Source organism: Pectobacterium carotovorum (assembly GCF_033898505.1).
GTDB lineage: Bacteria > Pseudomonadota > Gammaproteobacteria > Enterobacterales > Enterobacteriaceae > Pectobacterium > Pectobacterium carotovorum_J.
The window spans coordinates 1531982-1550075 of record NZ_JAXAFK010000001.1 but is presented as its reverse complement, the minus strand read 5'-3'; the positions used below and the strand labels follow the sequence as shown (position 1 = coordinate 1550075).

Genomic DNA, 18094 nt, shown 5'->3' with positions numbered 1-18094 from the left:
GTTCATCGGCGTAAGCTGCCCTGAATAGCGATTGATACGAAAACGGGGCGTCATCTGCCAAGATGACGCCCCGTTTCTTTTGTGTATTTTTGTACTGGCGTGAATTATTCGACTGCCGCCCCGCCGTCAATTTTAAAGACGATGGTCACAACCAAATCTTTGCCTGGCTTGCCCGCTTCATAGCGCCATTTACGCATCGCCTGTTTAATATCACGCTCGAACATATTACGCGGTTCGGCAGAAAGCACGCGAACGTTGTCAACGCGCCCAGACTCGTCCACATCAAACTGCATTTTTACCCGCCCCTCAACACGCAGGGAAAACGCGCGGGCAGGATACTGAGGCTGCGCGCGGCTCAACGGACGTGGCCCACTTGACTGCGCACTTGCGGCGGGCGCAGGCGCCTGCTTCACCGGCGCATTATTCACATTGCGCGTCGGTTCTTCGCTGGTAAACGGCGAAGGTGGCTGTTTTTCAACGGTCGGCTCACGTTTAACCGGCTTCGGCTGCTCAACCTTCTTCACGGGCTTGGGTTCCGGTTTAGGTTTCGGCTTGGGCTTTGGTTCAGGCAATGGCATAGGAACCGGCTGCGGCAATGGCTCCGGTTCTGGAATCGGTTCCGGCTCTGCTTCTGGCTGCTTCACCGGTTCTGGTTCAGGGGCAGATTTGGCAGCAGGAGCCGCTTCATAGGCCGCAGGGTTCACCATCACAACGCTGATGGGCTTAGATTCCTGCGGTAATTCGATTGAATTATTAAACGATGCGTACAGTAAACCTGCAATCAGTGAACCGTGAAAACCAACTGAAAGTATGAATGGCCATGAGTAACGGCGGGTCAAAAAAAACTTTTTTTGCGGCATAGTCTGTCTTTATCCTCTTATGCCGCCCAAGTTTAAATGCAAATAGCAATCATATTCAATAACAACCCGTGGAATTGTCAAAAAAACAGAAATCGTGGGGGGATTACTCTGGCAAATCAACCTATTGTCCTCGAACAACATCACGTATGATGGTAGAAACACGCGTCTCTTACCCGATGGCGTTTGGCCGCTGGGCGCTGACCCGGCATCCCAAACGAAAAGGGTACCTTCCTACCTGTGAGGTCACTATGCTCTATGTCATTTATGCTGAAGATAATGTTGATTCATTAGCAAAACGCCTGTCGGTAAGGCCCGATCACCTTGCCCGCCTACAGGCATTGCGCGATCAGGGGCGACTGGTTACCGCGGGTCCTTTACCTGCTATCGACAGCGAAGATCCCGGTCAGGCTGGCTTTAGCGGTTCCGTCATTATCGCCGAATTCGCGTCACTGGATGAAGCAACCGCATGGGCTGACGCCGACCCCTACATCGCGGCAGATGTCTACAAACACGTCAGCGTGAAGCCATACAAAAAAGTGTTTTAAGGGTCATACTCTAAATAATTCGAGTTTCAGGATGTCTCTCATTTCATCCCGATGAGCTTACTGAAGTAAGTGATTCGGGTGACTGACAAATCTGCCAGAGGCAGGTTTGAACGCTGCTTGCAGCGGCCCCTACGGGGAGAGGTACACGTAAGTGTACCGAGTAGCGTAGCCAACGTACATGCAACTTGAAGTATGACGAGTCTATTGATATAGGTCATGGTTGTACCAGAAAATCATGGCCCCTTACCTCCCCGCCAAAAGCTGAAATATTTTAGTCATTTAACAGTGATAGTTTGACCGCTATTCATATATAGAGGGTCAACAATCATGTTAATGCCAGCGATTTTGCGAAACGGAATTGCTACTATCCGCCGCCGTCATCGCCTCAGTATTCTCTCCGGATTGTTATTGATCATTGGGTTATTTTCTTTACTGCAATTGGTTTCCGTCGGCGTCATTTCTCAAACGATGACTCAGGTGCGGCAGGATATTTCCGCTAACGAAAGCCTTCGCCAGCAACAAGCGTTAATGGATAAAGCGCGGATGGAAGTGATGAACGCCAGCGATAAACTTAACCGCGCGGGCATTTATCTCCTGGTAGACAAAGAAACAGGGTCTGAAGGCAGTTGGCACAGTCTGATGGATGAGGCAGAAGTGTCTCTCAAACAGGCGCAGGAGCACTACCAACAGCTGGGGACAGTCACGACGGTGGAAGCGGACACGACGGCTTTCGTTGATTTGAAGAAGAGTTACAGCCAGCTCTATTCCGGGCTTGTTGAACTCGCTCAGGGAATAAAAACCACCAACCAGATCGACATTTTCTTTGCCGTTCCCGTTCAGGCTTATCAAAGCGATTTTACCCAGAAATATTCACACTATCTGCAAGACACCGATGCCCTGCAAAAACAGCACGGGCAACAATTTTTATCTTCTCTCGACCAGGCTAAAACGATTTTTATCACGGTTCTGGGGCTGTTACTGGCGATCGCCATCGCAGTTTGGATCGGCGTGAGTCGGGTCATTATTCGCCCACTGAAGCACATCATTGCCCACTTAAAACTGATCGCCGCAGGCGATCTTTCTCATTCGGTAGATGCCGAGATACGCGGTACACGCGAAATTGGGCAACTTAATACCAGCGTCATTCAAATGCAGGAAGGTCTGGTGACATTAGTCAATCAGGTTCGCCAGGGCGTTGACCACATGGTGACGCAGGTTGATCGGGTTGCAGCGGATAACCATCAGCTTTCCGAGCAGGCTAACCGCCAGTCCCATGAACTCAAAGTCACCACCGAGCACATTATTCAGCTTAGCCAACATCTTGAGCAAAATGCGCAGCATACTCAGCAGGCCAACCTGCATGCGGAAGACACCAGCAAGATCGCTGCACAGGGCGAAACCATGATGAATGACGTCAAAGCCGCGATGTCAGACATTGCAGGCAGAACGCGCGAAATGACGGAAGCCATTGGTATGATTGAAAACGTGGCGTTCCAGACGCATATTTTGTCCCTGAACGCCGCAATAGAGGCCGCACGCGCTGGGACGATGGGACGAGGCTTTGCCGTTGTCGCACGAGAAGTCGGTACGCTGGCGTCGCAAAGCAGCCATTCGGCACAAAATATTAATGTGCTGATTCGTGATTCAGACAACAGCGTAAGCGCAGGAACGCGGCTGGTAAACAAACTGAATGATAGCCTGCAAAACATCATTCAGACGGCGAAAGGCACCGGCACGTTTCTGAGCGAGATCTCGGAAATATCGCATCAGCAGACCGAAAGCATTCATGAAGTCACCACTCGTCTCAGTACGTTGAATGATACCGTCAGAGAAAACGCGGGACAGGTTGAAGCCTCTGCGCGCACCTTCTCCTCACTGCTGGAGCAAACAGAACGCTTAAATACTTCAGTGTCGCTGTTTATCCTGCCCTCGACGGAGGGTGACAGTAACCCGATGATCGATCAGAGAGAAATAACCCAGCGCATTCCGGTTATGGGATGAGCCGATGAGGGAATAAACACGGCATGTGATAAGACGTGAGATAAAAAAATAGCGACCATACCTCGGGTCGCTATTTTCCTCACTGGCTTACCAGTCGTAAGTTACCGCATAGAGCAGTGCCCGCCGTTTGTGCTTTTGCTGCAAATAACGGGCAGAGCGAATATGGCGATACGTACGTGATTGAGCTTCCAACCAGCGACTTCTTCTACGCTGCACCTGACGTAACATCCGCCAGCGCCCCACTTCATTCCGACTGCGTTTCATTATGCGACTCTTGTTAATACACTCGCGCCGGGCATTATACCCCCCTGATGCGTGACGACAATCGGTGAATTGCCCTCTTTTTACTCATAGCTTTTATACCCTAAATAATTCGAGTTGCATGACAAACGTTAACGTTTGAACAACGCAAAGCGTTGGCCCGTTAGGGCTAGGTTTATTTATAAGCCTTGTAACGCGGCAAGAGAGGGACAAATTCGTCGGGAACGAATTTGACCAGCCAATGGCTGGCCTTCGGTGAGAGACAGGATGTCTCTCATTTCATCCCGATGAGCTTACTCAGGTAAGTGATTCGGGTGACTGACAAATCTGCCAGAGGCAGGTTTGAACGCTGCTTGCAGCGGCCCCAACGGGGCGAGGTACACGTAAGTGTGCCGAGTAGCGTAGCCAACGCGTATGCAACTTGAAGTATGACGGGGATATTCAGAGGAAAGGCATTTCCCCTTTTATAAATCTATGCGTACACTTTGTTAATTCTTTGCAGAAGGGAACTATGCTGCTTTTATGTCGACATTTTATACCGTAATAAGTTGGTTACTGGTTTTTAGCTACTGGTTGCTGATTGCAGGTGTGACCTTGCGTATTCTGATGAAACGTCGGGCGGTGCCTTCTGCAATGGCTTGGCTACTGGTGATTTATATTCTGCCACTTGTCGGTATTGTCGCTTATCTTTCGTTTGGCGAGCTCCATCTTGGCAAACGTCGGGCTGAACGCGCCAGCAAAATGTGGCCATCAACAGCAAAATGGCTGCGCGAATTAAAAGAGTATCGCCGTATTTTCGCGACGGAAAACAGCGAAGTCGCCAGCGCGTTATTTCAACTGTGTGAAAGGCGGCAAGGGGTTGGCGGCGTTAAAGGCAATCAGTTACAGCTGATGACCACGTTTGATGACACCATTAAAGCGCTATTGCGTGATATTGAACTTGCCCGTAGCAATATCGAAATGGTGTTCTACATCTGGCAATCCGGCGGTCTGGTTGAGCAAGTCACCTCTTCCCTTATCGCGGCGGCGCGGCGCGGGGTGCACTGTCGCATTCTGTTGGACTCTGCCGGCAGCGTACAGTTTTTCCGCCAGCATCACCCCGAACTGATGCGTACTGCCGGAATAGAGGTGGTTGAAGCCCTGAAAGTGAATCTGTTCCGTGCTTTCCTGCGCCGCATGGATTTACGTCAGCACCGTAAAATTATCCTGATCGATAACCGCATTGCCTATACCGGCAGCATGAATATGGTCGATCCCCGTCTTTTCAAACAAGATGCCGGCGTCGGGCAATGGATTGATCTGATGGCGCGCATTGAAGGGCCGGTAGCGACCACGCTGGGGATTATTTACTGCTGCGACTGGGAAATGGAGACGGGCAAGCGCCTGCTTCCGCCGCCGCCGGATGTTAACGTCATGCCGTTCGAACAAGAGAGCGGCCACACCATTCAGGTTATTGCTTCCGGCCCCGGTTACCCGGAAGAGATGATTCATCAGGCGCTGCTGACGTCGGTCTATTCAGCACGTAAGCAGTTGATCATGACAACCCCCTACTTCGTGCCGAGCGACGACCTGCTGCACGCCATCTGCACCGCTGCCCAACGCGGGGTCGATGTCAGTATTATTGTGCCGCACAAGAATGACTCCGTACTGGTCGGCTGGGCCAGCCGCGCCTTCTTCACGGAACTGCTGGCCGCTGGCGTAAAAATTTATCAGTTCAAGGACGGACTGCTGCACACCAAAAGCGTACTGGTTGACGGACAGCTTAGCCTGGTCGGTACGGTAAATTTGGACATGCGTAGCCTGTGGCTGAATTTTGAAATCACGCTGGTGATTGACGATGCCGGATTCGGCAGCGATTTAGCCTGCGTGCAGGAAGACTATATCGCCCGCTCACGCCTGTTAAACGCGGCACAGTGGCAAAATCGCCCCTACTGGCAACGCATTGTCGAGCGACTGTTCTACTTTTTCAGCCCCCTGTTATAACCTGCTCGCCACGCGAATTATTTAGGGCATACGCGTTTTCCCGTGTTCTAATATGTCCATTGGGAATTAACAGGAATTACGTTATGGATTTGAATAATCGCCTGACCGAAGACGAAGCATTGGAACAGGCCTACGACATCTTTTTGGAGCTTGCAGCGGATAACCTCGATCCGGCAGATATTTTGCTGTTCAACCTGCAATTCGAAGAACGCGGCGGCGCAGAGTTATTCGACCCCGCGGAAGACTGGGCCGAACACGTTGATTTCGATCTGAACCCCGACTTCTTTGCCGAAGTCGTCATTGGGCTGGCCGAAGAGGAAGGCGAAGAGATCACGGATATTTTTGCCCGCGTGCTGATTTGCCGAGAAAAAGACCATAAGCTTTGCCACATCCTGTGGAAAGAATAAGTTATCTCGCTTAAACGTAAGGCGTCTCCCTCAGGAGACGCCTTTTTTACATCTGTCACCAATAAAACAGGTTACTGTGGTTCGACTTCTTCCACCGGTAACAGCGCCTGAGGATCGACTTTCAGGCACGAAACCGCGTGCGTAAAGCTTCCCTCCAGCAATGGACGGGTCTTCGAGCACTCAGGGCCGACAACCGGACAGCGGGTGCAGAACACGCAGCCCGATGGCGGATTGATCGGGGAAGGCAAATCCCCTTCCAGCAACTGGATCTTCTTGTTTCGTTCCTGATCGGGATCGGGAATCGGCACCGCAGACATCAGCGCGCGGGTGTAGGGATGCTGCGGATTTTGATAGACCTGATCGTACGTTCCCAGCTCTACCGCATGACCCAGATACATCACCAACACGCGATCGGAAATGTGCTTCACTACCGATAAGTCATGCGCGATAAAAATCAGCGACAGGCGCATTTCACGCTGTAGCTGGCGCAGCAGGTTAACCACCTGCGCCTGAATCGACACGTCCAGCGCGGAAACCGGTTCATCACAGATAATCAGTTTTGGTTCCAGAATCAGCGCGCGCGCGATCCCAATACGCTGACACTGGCCGCCGGAGAATTCATGCGGATAGCGGTTGATCAGGTTCGGCAGCAGCCCAACCTTTAACATCATCGCTTTCACGCGATCTTTTACCGTCTGCCGATCCAGTTCGGGATGATAAACCTTTAACGGCTCGGCAATAATTTCGCCGATGGTCATACGCGGATTCAACGACGCCAGCGGATCCTGGAATATCATTTGAATATCGCTACGTGCTGCACGCCATTGCTCGTCGCTCATGCCCAGCAGGTCTTTCCCCAGCCAGGTGACGCGTCCGTCGGTCGCTTTTACCAGTCCGATAATGGCACGCGCCAGCGTAGACTTACCGCAGCCGGATTCCCCCACCACGCCCAGCGTTTCACCTTCATATAAACGCAGCGTCACGCCATCGACCGCTTTCAGCTTTTTCGGCGGCTGCCAGAACCACTGCTTATCATCTCTGACATCAAAGTGGACTTTCAGGTCGTCCACTTCTAACAACACCTTTTTCTCGTCCGCGTTGTTCATACCACCTCCTCAATCGCTCTAAAGCAGGCGCGCAAGCGGCCATCACCAAAAGATTCCAGCGCAGGTGCGCTGTGGCAGACATCCATTGAATACGGGCAGCGTGGTTGGAACGGACACCCTTTCGGCAGACGTAATAAGTTAGGCGGATTACCCGGAATAGTCGCCAGCACCTCATCTTCTGCATCCAGACGCGGTACGGCATTGAGCAGGCCGACAGAATACGGGTGGCTTGGATGATAAAAGACATCGCGTGCCGCGCCGTATTCCATGGTGCGCCCGGCATACATCACCAGCACTTTGTCACAAATGCCGGCAACGACGCCCAGGTCATGGGTGATCATGATGATCGCGGTATTAAACTCGCGCTTCAGCTCGTTCAACAGCGTCATAATCTGCGCCTGAACCGTCACATCCAGTGCCGTTGTCGGTTCATCAGCAATCAGCAGTTTTGGACGACACAGCAGCGCCATCGCGATCATCACACGCTGACGCATCCCGCCGGAAAATTCATGCGGATACATCTTCATGCGCTTACGCGCTTCCGGCATTTTAACCGCATCCAGCATTTTGACCGACTCTTCAAACGCCTGGCTTTTGCTCATACTCTTGTGCAGCATCAGCACTTCCATCAGCTGTTCACCGACGCGCATGTAAGGGTTCAGCGAGGTCATCGGGTCCTGAAAAATCATACTGATTTCTTCAGCACGCAGCTTATTCAGCTGGCTTTCAGGTAAGTTGAGAATTTCTTTGCCACGAAAACGCGCCGAGCCGCCGATGCGCCCATTGCGGGCCAGCAGTCCCATTAGCGCAAACGCCGTTTGTGATTTACCGGAGCCAGACTCACCGACAATCCCCAGCGTTTCACCCGCGTTGAGCGTGAAGTTCAAATCATTAACCGCCGTCACGTCTCCGTCCTGCGTTTTGAACGTTACCCGGAGATCCTGAACATGTAGCAGCGCGTCGTGCGCGCCCGTTAACTCAATCTTGCTCATGTTGATGCTCCTCAGCGATCTTTCGGGTCGAGGGCATCACGCAGGCCATCGCCGATAAAGTTAAAACAAAACAGCGTAACGACCAGAAACGCCGCCGGATAGAACAGCAACCACGGCGACACTTCCATTGAGTTCGCACCATCATTCAGCAAGGCGCCCCAGCTGCTTAACGGTTCCTGCGTTCCCAGACCCAGGAAGCTCAGGAAGGATTCGAACAGAATCATGCTTGGCACCAGCAGAGAGGCATATACCACCACCACGCCCAGCACGTTCGGCACCACGTGACGTAACACGATACCGCGCGTGGAAACACCAGACACCATCGCCGCTTCAATAAACTCTTTACGTTTCAGGCTCAGCGTTTGGCCGCGCACGATACGCGCCATATCGAGCCAGGACACCATACCGATGGCCACGAAGATCAACAGCATGTTCTGCCCGAAGAACGTGACCAGCAGAATCACGAAGAACATGAATGGGAATGAGTTGAGGATCTCCAGCAGACGCATCATCACTGAATCCACTTTCCCGCCCAGATAGCCGGACATCGCGCCATACAGCGTCCCGACGATCACGGCAACCAGCGCTGCCGCCACGCCGACCATCAGCGACACGCGACCGCCGATAGCAACGCGAACCAGCAGATCGCGGCCAGAAGAATCCGTACCGAAATAGTGTCCAGAGGTCATATCCGGCGCGGCTGACATCATGCCCCAGTCCGTATCGGCGTAATCAAATGCAGACAGCATCGGAGCAAAAATAACAAACACGGTAATCACCGCCAGCACAAACAGGCTGGCCAGCGCTGCACGGTTATGGATAAAGCGCAGGCGCGCATCCTGCCACAGGCTGCGCCCTTCAATTTCTGTCTGCTCGGTGAAGTTCTCTAACGCTTCAACGTTTTTTCGATTCCAAAACATAGCGCCCCCAATTAATAGCGAATTTTCGGATCGATAACAGCGTAGAGCACGTCAATGATCGCATTAAAGAGAATGGTTAAGCCGCCGACCAGAATGGTCAGGCTCAGTACCAGTGAATAGTCGCGGTTCAGCGCGCCGTTTACGAACAGTTGTCCAATACCGGGTAAGCCAAAAATGGTTTCAATGACCATTGAACCGGTAATAATGCCCACAAACGCCGGCCCCATATAGGAGAGCACGGGCAGCAGCGCAGGCTTCAGCGCATGGCGCAGGACGATGCGACGCATCGGCAGCCCTTTGGCGCGCGCGGTGCGGATGAAGTTAGAGTGTAAAACCTCGATCATCGACCCTCGGGTGATACGCGCGATGCTGGCGATATAAGACAAAGACAGCGCCACCATCGGTAAAATCATGTATTTGGGCGCCCCACCGTTCCAGCCCCCGCCGGGTAACCAACGCAGCGTAATGGCGAAAATCAGCACCAGCAACGGCGCGACGACAAAGCTGGGAATCACCACCCCCGTCATGGCAAAACCCATCACGGTATAATCCCATTTCGTATTCTGATTCAGCGCAGCAATCACGCCAGCACTCACACCAAAAACAATCGCCAGAATGAATGCTGCGGCCCCCAACTTTGCAGAAACGGGGAAAGACGTCGCAACCAAATCGTTCACGGAATAGTCTTTATATTTAAAAGAAGGACCGAAATCACCCTGTACCAGTTGCAGTAGGTAATTACCGTACTGCGTCATCATGGGGTCGTTCAGATGATATTTGGCCTCGATATTCGCCATCACTTCCGGCGGCAAATTACGCTCACCGGTAAAAGGGCTGCCGGGTGCCAATCGCATCATGAAAAACGAAATGGTGATCAGGATGAATAGTGTCGGAATCGCCTCCAAACAGCGGCGAAGAATAAATTTTAACATTGCCCGTACCTATAAAAGGCTGGCGACACAGTAGCGTGCGCCAGCCATTATTATTAGTGCTTGATGATATAAAGATCTTTCACGTAAACATTATCCAGCGGATCGTTACCGGTTAATCCACCCACATAAGGTTTCACCAGTCGGGTATTCGCATAGTAATAAACTGGGATGGTGACAGCGTCTTTATCCAGCTGTGATTCAGCCTGCTGATAAATCGCGGCGCGCTCCTCGTCAGTTTTCACCTGTAAGGATTTCGCCACCAGCGCATCAAACTCTTTGCTCTTATAGTGCGAGGTGTTACTGCTGCTGTCTGACAGCATGCTGTTCAGGAAGGTTGATGGTTCGTTATAGTCCGCACACCAGCCAGCACGCGCGATATCATAAGTCCCCTGATGACGGGTGCTGAGGAAGGTTTTCCATTCCTGGTTTTCCAGCTTAACGTCCACACCGATATTCTGTTTCCAGATAGACGCTGCCGCGATCGCCATCTTCTTATGTAGATCGGAAGTGTTGTACAGCAGGTTCAACGTCAGCGGTTTGTCGGCGGTGTAACCGGCTTCCGCCAGCAGTTTCTTCGCTTCTTCGTTACGCTTCGCCTGCGACCAGGTGAACCACTCAGGCACTGCCGCTTTCAGGCCATCGATATACGGTGGCACAAAACCGTAGGCAGGCGTATCGCCCTGATTTTTCACTTTGTTAGTCAGAATATCCTGGCTCAGCCCCAGACGCAGTGCATTACGAACCCGAACATCGTTAAACGGTGGCTTCTGGTTGTTGACTTCGTAGTAGTAGGTGCACAGGTACGGATTGACCTTCACTTCATCCGGGATCTCTTTCTTCAGTTTCTGGAAGAGTTCGATTGGCAGGTTGTTGTACGTCATGTCGATTTCACCGCTGCGGTAGCGGTTAACATCCGTCACTTCAGATGCGATCGGCAGATACGTCACCTGGTTAATCACGGTATGGGCGTTATCCCAGTATTGCGGGTTGCGCTCCAGCACCATTTTTTCGTTCACAACCCACTGTTTCAGCGTGTAAGCACCATTGCCTACCCAGTTTTGCGGCTGGGTCCATTTTTCGCCAAATTTCTCGATTGCCGCTTTATTGACAGGCGACATGGCTGGATAAACAGGCAGTTTATAGAAGTAAGGCACCGCTTCGGAGAGCGTCACCTCAAAGGTATGATCGTCCAGTGCTTTCACACCCAGCGTATCGGGGGATTTTTTACCGGCGATGATGTCATCGATATTCACCAGATGACCATATTGCAGGTAGCTGGCGTAAGGTGATGCCGTTTTCGGATCGGCCAGACGCTGCCAGCTGTAGACGAAATCTTGTGCAGTAACCGGCGAACCATCTGACCATTTGGCATCTTTACGCAGATGGAACGTCCAGACTTTAAAATCTTTGTTATCCCAGCTTTCCGCTACGCCGGGAATGGTTTTGCCGTTAACGTCGGAAATGACCAGGCCTTCCAGCAGATCGCGCGACACGTTGGATTCCGGTACGCCTTCAATTTTATGCGGGTCGAGGGAGGAAACCTCAGCGCCGTTGTTACGAACCAATTCCTGTTTTTCTGCTAACTGAACGCCGGCGGGAACGGTCGCGGCAAAGGCAGAAACAGCCATCGTGCTACTCAACGCCGCGATAATAGCGGCAGCTACTCTTTTTTTAGTTGTGATGTGTGTCATTATTTTCTCCTGTAATGTTGTCGTGTTAGTTATCCCAGCACGATTCCTGAATTAGCACCCTGTGAGAAAACGATTAATCGGTTCCAGTCACGCCCCATTCCCACATAGCAGGAATGGGTAACCAGAGATTAAACACCAAATTAATCGCTGCTCGCTCACTTCATTTGCATCAAACCGTAAATGGCATCACGGCAGATTAATGCTTAATGATATAGAGATCCTTCACCCGTAGATTATCCAGCGGGTCTTTGCCGGTAATGCCGCCGACATAAGGTTTTATCAACCGGGCGTTCGCGTAGTAATAAACCGGCACGATCGCCGCATCTTTATCCAACTGAGATTCCGCCTGCTGATAAATCTTTGCACGTTCATCGTCCGTTTTCGCCTGTACAGCCTGCTCCATCAGCTTGTCGAACGCCGCGCTCTTATAATGCGCCGTGTTATTGCTGCTGTCTGACAGCATACTATTCAGGAACGATGTCGGTTCGTTATAGTCCGCACACCATCCGGCACGCGCCACGTCATAATTGCCTTGATGACGTGTGCTGAGATAGGTTTTCCATTCCTGATTTTCCAATTTCGCATCGACGCCTAGATTCTGTTTCCAGATCGAAGCCGCCGCAATCGCCAGCTTTTTATGCAGATCTGACGAGTTATAGAGCAAATTAAACGTCAGCGGTTTCTCTGCGGTATAGCCCGCTTCCGCCAGCAGTTTTTTCGCTTCTTCATTACGTTTCGCCTGTGGCCAGGTAAACCACTCTGGCGTATGCGCTTTCAGGCCGTCCGTAAACGGAGGAATATAACCATAGGCCGGAATATCGCCCTGGTTTTTCACTTTATTGGTCAATATGTCTTGATCAAGCCCCATGCGCAGAGCCGTACGAACCCGTACATCGTTAAATGGCGGTTTCTGATTATTGATTTCGTAATAGTACGTGCAGAGATAGGGATTGATGTTAACTTCTTGTGGGATTTCTTTTTTCAGCTTCTGAAATAGCTCAATGGGTAATTTATTATTGGTAACATCAATTTCACCCGCGCGGTAGCGGTTAACATCCGTTACTTCAGAAGCAATCGGCAGATAGGTGACCTGATTAATCACGGTCTTGGCGTTATCCCAATACTGGGTATTACGCTCCAGCACAAGCCGCTCATTCACGACCCAGGATTTCAGGCGGTAGGCGCCATTCCCTACCCAGTTTTCCGGCTGAGTCCATTTATCACCAAATTTCTCCACTACCGCTTTATTTACCGGTGACATGGACGAGTGATTCAGTAATTTATAAAAGTATGGGATCGGTTCGCTTAATGTGACTTCCAACGTATGGTCGTCGAGTGCTTTTACGCCCAGCGTATCGGGAGACTTCTTGCTGGCGATAATGTCATCGATATTCAGCAGATGACCATATTGTAAATAGCTGGCGTAAGGAGAAACGGTTTTCGGGTCGGCCAGACGTTGCCAGCTATAAACGAAATCTTGCGCGGTAACCGGTTCGCCATTTGACCACTTGGCGTCTTTGCGTAAATGGAATGTCCAGACTTTAAAGTCGCTGCTTTCCCACCGCTCAGCCACGCCAGGAATCGGGTGTCCGTCAGGATCGGAAATCACCAACCCTTCATATAAATCACGCGCGACGTTGGATTCCGGTACACCTTCTATTTTATGTGGATCCAGTGATGACACCTCAGCGCCATTGTTTCTCACCAGAACCTGTTCTTTCGCCAGATCAACACCGGCAGGTACATTAGCAGCCTGAACATTCACGCATGACGCCATCACTGCGGCGGCAATCATACTGGTAACAAAGCATCGTTTTGTTTTGCGAATTTTCACTTTATAAACGCCCCTGTCTTGATACAACGCCATACCGGACTCTATGCATAAAAATTGCCGTCACATAGAGCAGAAAAGATCGCCCATTATCCAAATAAATCATAAAATTAATTTATGGGTGAATAACGAATAATAGGCCGAAACTCGAAGCTATCAAAAGCGGACACATTCGCCAATATTTTTACATTGATGTTGCTTAATTTTCTTTACTACAGCCCGGAAAGGGTTTTATCTCAACCATTCGAAGAAATCATTAACCCCATGATAAACAATGACTTTTGTTTTTAATTGCAAATATTTTTTAAATATTCAGCAATTTATAGATTTTGAACAAAAAAACATCGTAGTGGGTTTCATCATTTTCACAGCACAAAAATGATGATGCACGCTTACCTGTCCGCGTCATTATCTGACCGAAATGTTATTATTTTAACAATTCCATTACTCACTTTGCACAATAAGCGCCTGAAACGTCCCTGAGGTAGAAGACGATCAAAATAACTAACCCGATTAAGATATAAGCACTGTTTATACGAACACGTTTTATACGAACAACCCATTCCCATTATACGAACAAGCCGCCACCGGAATTTCTTCCACCAAGGCTTCGCTTCAACGCACGCTGTCCATCCTTTACCAATCCATTTTAGGTAGAAAAGCCGCTGATTTTATCTAGTTAATGATAGTCATTATCAATATCAGATTGCTGAATGGTGTCAGCATAAAGAAAATTCGATATTGATCACAAAAAAGGCACCCACAAATAGGTATGCTCATTTCATACCGCAGCAGATACGTAAATCCTCTTAATTTTGATGTATTTTCAAAACAATATTTCAAAAATTTACGGTATCGGCGGTTACAGTATTTTAAAAAGCAGCAATCGCGCCACAACGGCGGCTGACAAGCTCTTTGAGTCAATTAATGCGAAATAGGCAGAAAAGAATAGCCAGGTAACGGAAACGCCCCCCGCTCGTTTATCTATACTGTTCTATTCGGCGAACAATTGACTGAAAGAGTTTAACATTTATCAGGAGAGCATTATGGCCGTAACCAACGTTGCTGAACTTAACGCACTGGTCGAAAGAGTGAGAAAGGCACAGCAGGAATTTGCCACTTACACTCAGGAACAGGTGGACAAGATCTTCCGCGCTGCCGCACTCGCTGCATCGGATGCCCGTATCCCGCTGGCAAAAATGGCGGTTGCCGAATCCGGCATGGGGATCGTGGAAGATAAAGTCATCAAAAACCATTTCGCATCTGAATACATTTATAACGCCTATCAGGATGAAAAAACCTGCGGCGTCCTCTCTACTGATGACACTTTTGGTACGATTACCATTGCAGAGCCGATTGGCCTGATTTGCGGTATTGTTCCCACCACCAACCCCACTTCTACCGCGATTTTTAAAGCGCTGATCAGCCTGAAGACCCGTAACGGGATTATCTTCTCTCCGCATCCGCGTGCAAAAAATGCGACCAATAAAGCTGCAGATATTGTTCTGCAAGCGGCGATTGCGGCAGGTGCGCCGAAAGATATCATCGGCTGGATCGATCAGCCTTCCGTTGAGTTGTCCAACCAACTGATGCACCACCCGGATATCAACCTGATTCTGGCTACCGGTGGCCCGGGTATGGTGAAGGCCGCGTACAGCTCCGGTAAACCAGCAATCGGCGTTGGTGCTGGTAACACGCCTGTTGTCGTTGATGAAACCGCGGATATCAAACGTGCCGTTGCCTCTATTCTGATGTCGAAAACCTTCGATAACGGCGTCATTTGTGCGTCAGAACAGTCAGTCATCGTCGTAGACAGCGTCTATGATGCCGTGCGTGAGCGTTTTGCTACCCACGGCGGCTACATGCTGAAAGGCAAAGAGCTTCATGCCGTACAGGGTATTTTGCTGAAGAACGGTTCACTGAATGCCGACATCGTAGGTCAACCCGCACCGAAAATCGCAGAAATGGCAGGCATCACCGTCCCTGCCAACACTAAAGTGTTGATCGGTGAAGTTACCGCGGTCGATGAGTCCGAACCGTTTGCGCATGAAAAACTGTCCCCAACGCTGGCGATGTATCGTGCGAAAGACTTCAACGACGCCGTCATTAAAGCGGAAAAACTGGTCGCAATGGGGGGTATCGGTCACACATCCTGTCTGTATACCGATCAGGACAATCAGCCAGAGCGCGTGAATCATTTCGGCAATATGATGAAAACCGCACGTATTCTGATTAACACACCGGCTTCTCAAGGTGGTATCGGCGATCTCTACAACTTCAAACTCGCTCCGTCTCTGACGCTGGGCTGTGGCTCCTGGGGCGGAAACTCCATCTCCGAAAACGTCGGTCCGAAGCACTTGATCAACAAGAAAACGGTAGCCAAGCGAGCAGAGAATATGTTGTGGCATAAACTTCCCAAATCCATTTATTTCCGTCGCGGCTCATTGCCCATCGCCCTTGAAGAAGTCGCCTCCGATGGTGCTAAACGTGCATTTATCGTGACCGACCGCTTCCTGTTCAATAATGGCTATGTCGATCAGGTGACGTCCGTATTGAAACAGCACGGACTGGAAACCGAAGTTTTCTTTGAAGTTGAAGCGGATCCAACGCTGAGTATCGTGCGTAAAGGCGCTGAGCAAATGCACTCCTTCAAACCCGATGTGATCATTGCGCTGGGCGGCGGTTCACCAATGGATGCGGCGAAAATCATGTGGGTGATGTATGAGCACCCTACGACGCACTTCGAAGAGTTGGCGCTGCGTTTCATGGACATCCGTAAACGTATCTACAAGTTCCCGAAAATGGGCGTCAAAGCCAAAATGGTGGCGATTACTACGACCTCCGGTACCGGTTCCGAAGTGACGCCGTTTGCCGTCGTCACCGACGATGCTACCGGGCAAAAATACCCGTTAGCGGACTATGCGCTGACGCCAGATATGGCGATTGTTGATGCCAACCTGGTGATGAACATGCCGAAATCACTGTGTGCGTTTGGTGGGCTCGATGCGGTAACACACTCACTGGAAGCCTATGTTTCCGTGCTGGCAAACGAATATTCAGACGGACAGGCGTTACAAGCGCTGAAGCTGCTGAAGGAGAACCTGCCAGACAGCTATCGTGACGGCGCGAAAAACCCGGTGGCCCGTGAGCGCGTGCATAACGCCGCGACGATTGCTGGGATCGCGTTTGCCAACGCCTTCCTCGGCGTCTGTCACTCAATGGCGCATAAACTGGGCTCGGAATTCCATATTCCACACGGTCTGGCTAACGCCCTGCTGATCTCAAACGTCATCCGCTATAACGCGAACGATAACCCGACCAAGCAGACAACGTTCAGCCAGTATGACCGTCCGCAGGCACGCCGTCGCTACGCGGAAATAGCCGACCACCTGCGTTTAACCGCGCCGAGCGATCGTACCGCACAGAAAATCGAAAAATTGCTGAACTGGCTGGAAGAAATGAAGACCGAGCTGGGGATCCCAACCTCGATTCGAGAAGCTGGCGTACAGGAAGCCGATTTCCTGGCTAAGGTCGATAAGCTGTCAGAAGATGCGTTCGACGATCAGTGTACTGGGGCAAACCCACGCTACCCGCTGATTTCCGAACTGAAACAGATTCTGCTGGATACTTACTACGGTCGTAAGTTCTCTGAAGAAGAAAAAACGGAAGCGGTTGAACCGGTAGCAAAAGCCGCTAAAACCAGCAAGAAAGCCGCCCACTAACGTTCTTGCTGTTACCGTCTTACCCTAAAGGCGGTTTATCTCTCTGCACTGCCCAACCCGTTTAGGGTTGGGCATTTTTATAACTCGCACACGCATCAACACGCTATTTATTAATAGCTCGCCAGTCGGATATTTAACCGCCTTACTCGCTTTCCTTACGGGTTAATCCCAGCGCAATCTTATAATGTTTACGACACACAGAAACATAGCTCTCATTGCCGCCAATAACGACCTGTTCCCCTTCATGGACGGCATTACCTTGCGCATCTAATCGCAATACGCAGTTGGCTTTACGGCCGCAATGGCAGACCGTTTTTAACTCAATCAGCTTATCTGCCCACGCTAATAAATAGTGACTCCCGGAAAACAAATCGCCACGAAAATCAGTACGCAACCCGTAGCACAATACCGGGATATCTAATTGGTCCACGACATCGGAAAGCTCACTCACCTGCTCGCGGGTTAAAAATTGACATTCGTCAATTAATACACAATCTACGGGCTGAGCACGATGCTCTTTCTCCAGCAATCCAAATAAGGGTGTCTGCGGATTAAACAATAATGCCGGAGACGAAAGGCCGATCCGTGAACTTACAATCCCCACGCCGTGCCGATTATCTATTTCTGCAGTGAACACCAGCGTACGCATCCCACGCTCCTGGTAGTTATATGACGACTGCAATAGCGCCGTCGATTTCCCTGCATTCATTGCAGAATAATAAAAATAAAGTTGAGCCACTCAGCTACTCCAAAAGGCAGGCTATATACTCGTCATACTTCAAGTTGCATGTCCGTTGGCAGCGTTCAGTCACCTGAATCACTTACTTGAGTAAGCGCATCAGG

General features: G+C 50.5%; 14 protein-coding genes. 5 read left to right on the top strand and 9 right to left on the bottom strand.

Annotated features, from left to right (window positions below; all coding sequences use genetic code 11):
• Positions 1–104: 104 nt before the first annotated feature.
• A complete protein-coding gene (tonB, locus tag R9X49_RS06930; RefSeq protein ID WP_319847708.1) occupies positions 105–860 on the bottom strand; it encodes a TonB system transport protein TonB in 756 nt (251 codons plus the stop codon).
• Between the two features lie 248 nt (positions 861–1108).
• Here tonB and R9X49_RS06925 point away from each other — a divergent pair, with 248 nt between their 5' ends.
• On the top strand, positions 1109–1405 hold the full coding sequence (locus tag R9X49_RS06925; RefSeq protein ID WP_319848598.1) for a YciI family protein: 297 nt from the start codon (positions 1109–1111) through the stop codon (positions 1403–1405).
• Positions 1406–1732: 327 nt separating this feature from the next.
• Positions 1733–3406, top strand: a complete 1674-nt coding sequence (locus tag R9X49_RS06920; RefSeq protein WP_319847707.1) for a Tar ligand binding domain-containing protein — start codon at positions 1733–1735, stop codon at positions 3404–3406.
• Positions 3407–3493: 87 nt separating this feature from the next.
• On the opposite strand, the gene R9X49_RS06915 is transcribed toward R9X49_RS06920, so the two are convergent.
• Positions 3494–3670: a YciY family protein gene (locus R9X49_RS06915; RefSeq protein ID WP_015840226.1), complete on the bottom strand. Its 177-nt coding sequence runs from the start codon at positions 3668–3670 to the stop codon at positions 3494–3496.
• Between the two features lie 519 nt (positions 3671–4189).
• Between R9X49_RS06915 and cls the strand changes: the two genes are divergently transcribed.
• Entirely contained in the window at positions 4190–5650 is a 1461-nt protein-coding gene (cls, locus tag R9X49_RS06910) for a cardiolipin synthase (RefSeq protein WP_319847706.1), read from the top strand.
• 83 nt (positions 5651–5733) lie between these two features.
• Complete coding sequence (locus R9X49_RS06905; RefSeq protein WP_225088044.1) at positions 5734–6057, top strand: HI1450 family dsDNA-mimic protein; 324 nt, start codon at positions 5734–5736, stop codon at positions 6055–6057.
• Between the two features lie 71 nt (positions 6058–6128).
• Here the strand turns inward: R9X49_RS06905 and oppF are convergent, their stop codons facing one another.
• From oppF to oppA (R9X49_RS06875), 6 genes are all read right to left on the bottom strand, one after another.
• On the bottom strand, positions 6129–7163 hold the full coding sequence (oppF, locus tag R9X49_RS06900) for a murein tripeptide/oligopeptide ABC transporter ATP binding protein OppF (RefSeq protein WP_319847705.1): 1035 nt from the start codon (positions 7161–7163) through the stop codon (positions 6129–6131).
• Positions 7160–8155: an ABC transporter ATP-binding protein gene (locus R9X49_RS06895; protein WP_319847704.1), complete on the bottom strand. Its 996-nt coding sequence runs from the start codon at positions 8153–8155 to the stop codon at positions 7160–7162. The genes oppF and R9X49_RS06895 overlap by 4 nt, the downstream gene beginning before the upstream one ends.
• An 11-nt stretch (positions 8156–8166) precedes the next feature.
• The gene (gene oppC, locus R9X49_RS06890) at positions 8167–9075 is read right to left on the bottom strand and encodes an oligopeptide ABC transporter permease OppC (protein WP_015840221.1); all 909 of its coding nucleotides are present in this window, start codon (positions 9073–9075) and stop codon (positions 8167–8169) included.
• Positions 9076–9086: 11 nt separating this feature from the next.
• Positions 9087–10007 (bottom strand): oligopeptide ABC transporter permease OppB, encoded by a 921-nt coding sequence (oppB, locus tag R9X49_RS06885; protein ID WP_271878629.1) that lies wholly within the window; start codon positions 10005–10007, stop codon positions 9087–9089.
• Between the two features lie 53 nt (positions 10008–10060).
• Complete coding sequence (oppA, locus tag R9X49_RS06880; RefSeq protein ID WP_319847703.1) at positions 10061–11698, bottom strand: oligopeptide ABC transporter substrate-binding protein OppA; 1638 nt, start codon at positions 11696–11698, stop codon at positions 10061–10063.
• Between the two features lie 196 nt (positions 11699–11894).
• Positions 11895–13565: an oligopeptide ABC transporter substrate-binding protein OppA gene (gene oppA, locus R9X49_RS06875; RefSeq protein WP_319847702.1), complete on the bottom strand. Its 1671-nt coding sequence runs from the start codon at positions 13563–13565 to the stop codon at positions 11895–11897.
• A gap of 1010 nt (positions 13566–14575) precedes the next feature.
• On the opposite strand from oppA (R9X49_RS06875), the gene adhE reads away from it, so the two are divergent.
• Positions 14576–17251, top strand: coding sequence for a bifunctional acetaldehyde-CoA/alcohol dehydrogenase (adhE, locus tag R9X49_RS06870; RefSeq protein ID WP_319847701.1), 2676 nt, complete (start codon positions 14576–14578; stop codon positions 17249–17251).
• A gap of 142 nt (positions 17252–17393) precedes the next feature.
• Here the strand turns inward: adhE and R9X49_RS06865 are convergent, their stop codons facing one another.
• On the bottom strand, positions 17394–17990 hold the full coding sequence (locus R9X49_RS06865) for a thymidine kinase (protein WP_039319566.1): 597 nt from the start codon (positions 17988–17990) through the stop codon (positions 17394–17396).
• Between the last annotated feature and the right edge of the window lie 104 nt (positions 17991–18094).

Excerpts from the sequence above, each read along its gene's own strand:
- tonB (WP_319847708.1), bottom strand. The coding sequence starts at position 860 with ATGCCGCAAAAAAAGTTTTTTTTGACCCGCCGTTACTCATGGCCATTC.
- R9X49_RS06925 (WP_319848598.1), top strand. The coding sequence starts at position 1,109 with ATGCTCTATGTCATTTATGCTGAAGATAATGTTGATTCATTAGCAAAA.
- R9X49_RS06920 (WP_319847707.1), top strand. The coding sequence starts at position 1,733 with ATGTTAATGCCAGCGATTTTGCGAAACGGAATTGCTACTATCCGCCGC.
- R9X49_RS06915 (WP_015840226.1), bottom strand. The coding sequence starts at position 3,670 with ATGAAACGCAGTCGGAATGAAGTGGGGCGCTGGCGGATGTTACGTCAG.
- cls (WP_319847706.1), top strand. The coding sequence starts at position 4,190 with ATGTCGACATTTTATACCGTAATAAGTTGGTTACTGGTTTTTAGCTAC.
- R9X49_RS06905 (WP_225088044.1), top strand. The coding sequence starts at position 5,734 with ATGGATTTGAATAATCGCCTGACCGAAGACGAAGCATTGGAACAGGCC.
- oppF (WP_319847705.1), bottom strand. The coding sequence starts at position 7,163 with ATGAACAACGCGGACGAGAAAAAGGTGTTGTTAGAAGTGGACGACCTG.
- R9X49_RS06895 (WP_319847704.1), bottom strand. The coding sequence starts at position 8,155 with ATGAGCAAGATTGAGTTAACGGGCGCGCACGACGCGCTGCTACATGTT.
- oppC (WP_015840221.1), bottom strand. The coding sequence starts at position 9,075 with ATGTTTTGGAATCGAAAAAACGTTGAAGCGTTAGAGAACTTCACCGAG.
- oppB (WP_271878629.1), bottom strand. The coding sequence starts at position 10,007 with ATGTTAAAATTTATTCTTCGCCGCTGTTTGGAGGCGATTCCGACACTA.
- oppA (WP_319847703.1), bottom strand. The coding sequence starts at position 11,698 with ATGACACACATCACAACTAAAAAAAGAGTAGCTGCCGCTATTATCGCG.
- oppA (WP_319847702.1), bottom strand. The coding sequence starts at position 13,565 with ATGGCGTTGTATCAAGACAGGGGCGTTTATAAAGTGAAAATTCGCAAA.
- adhE (WP_319847701.1), top strand. The coding sequence starts at position 14,576 with ATGGCCGTAACCAACGTTGCTGAACTTAACGCACTGGTCGAAAGAGTG.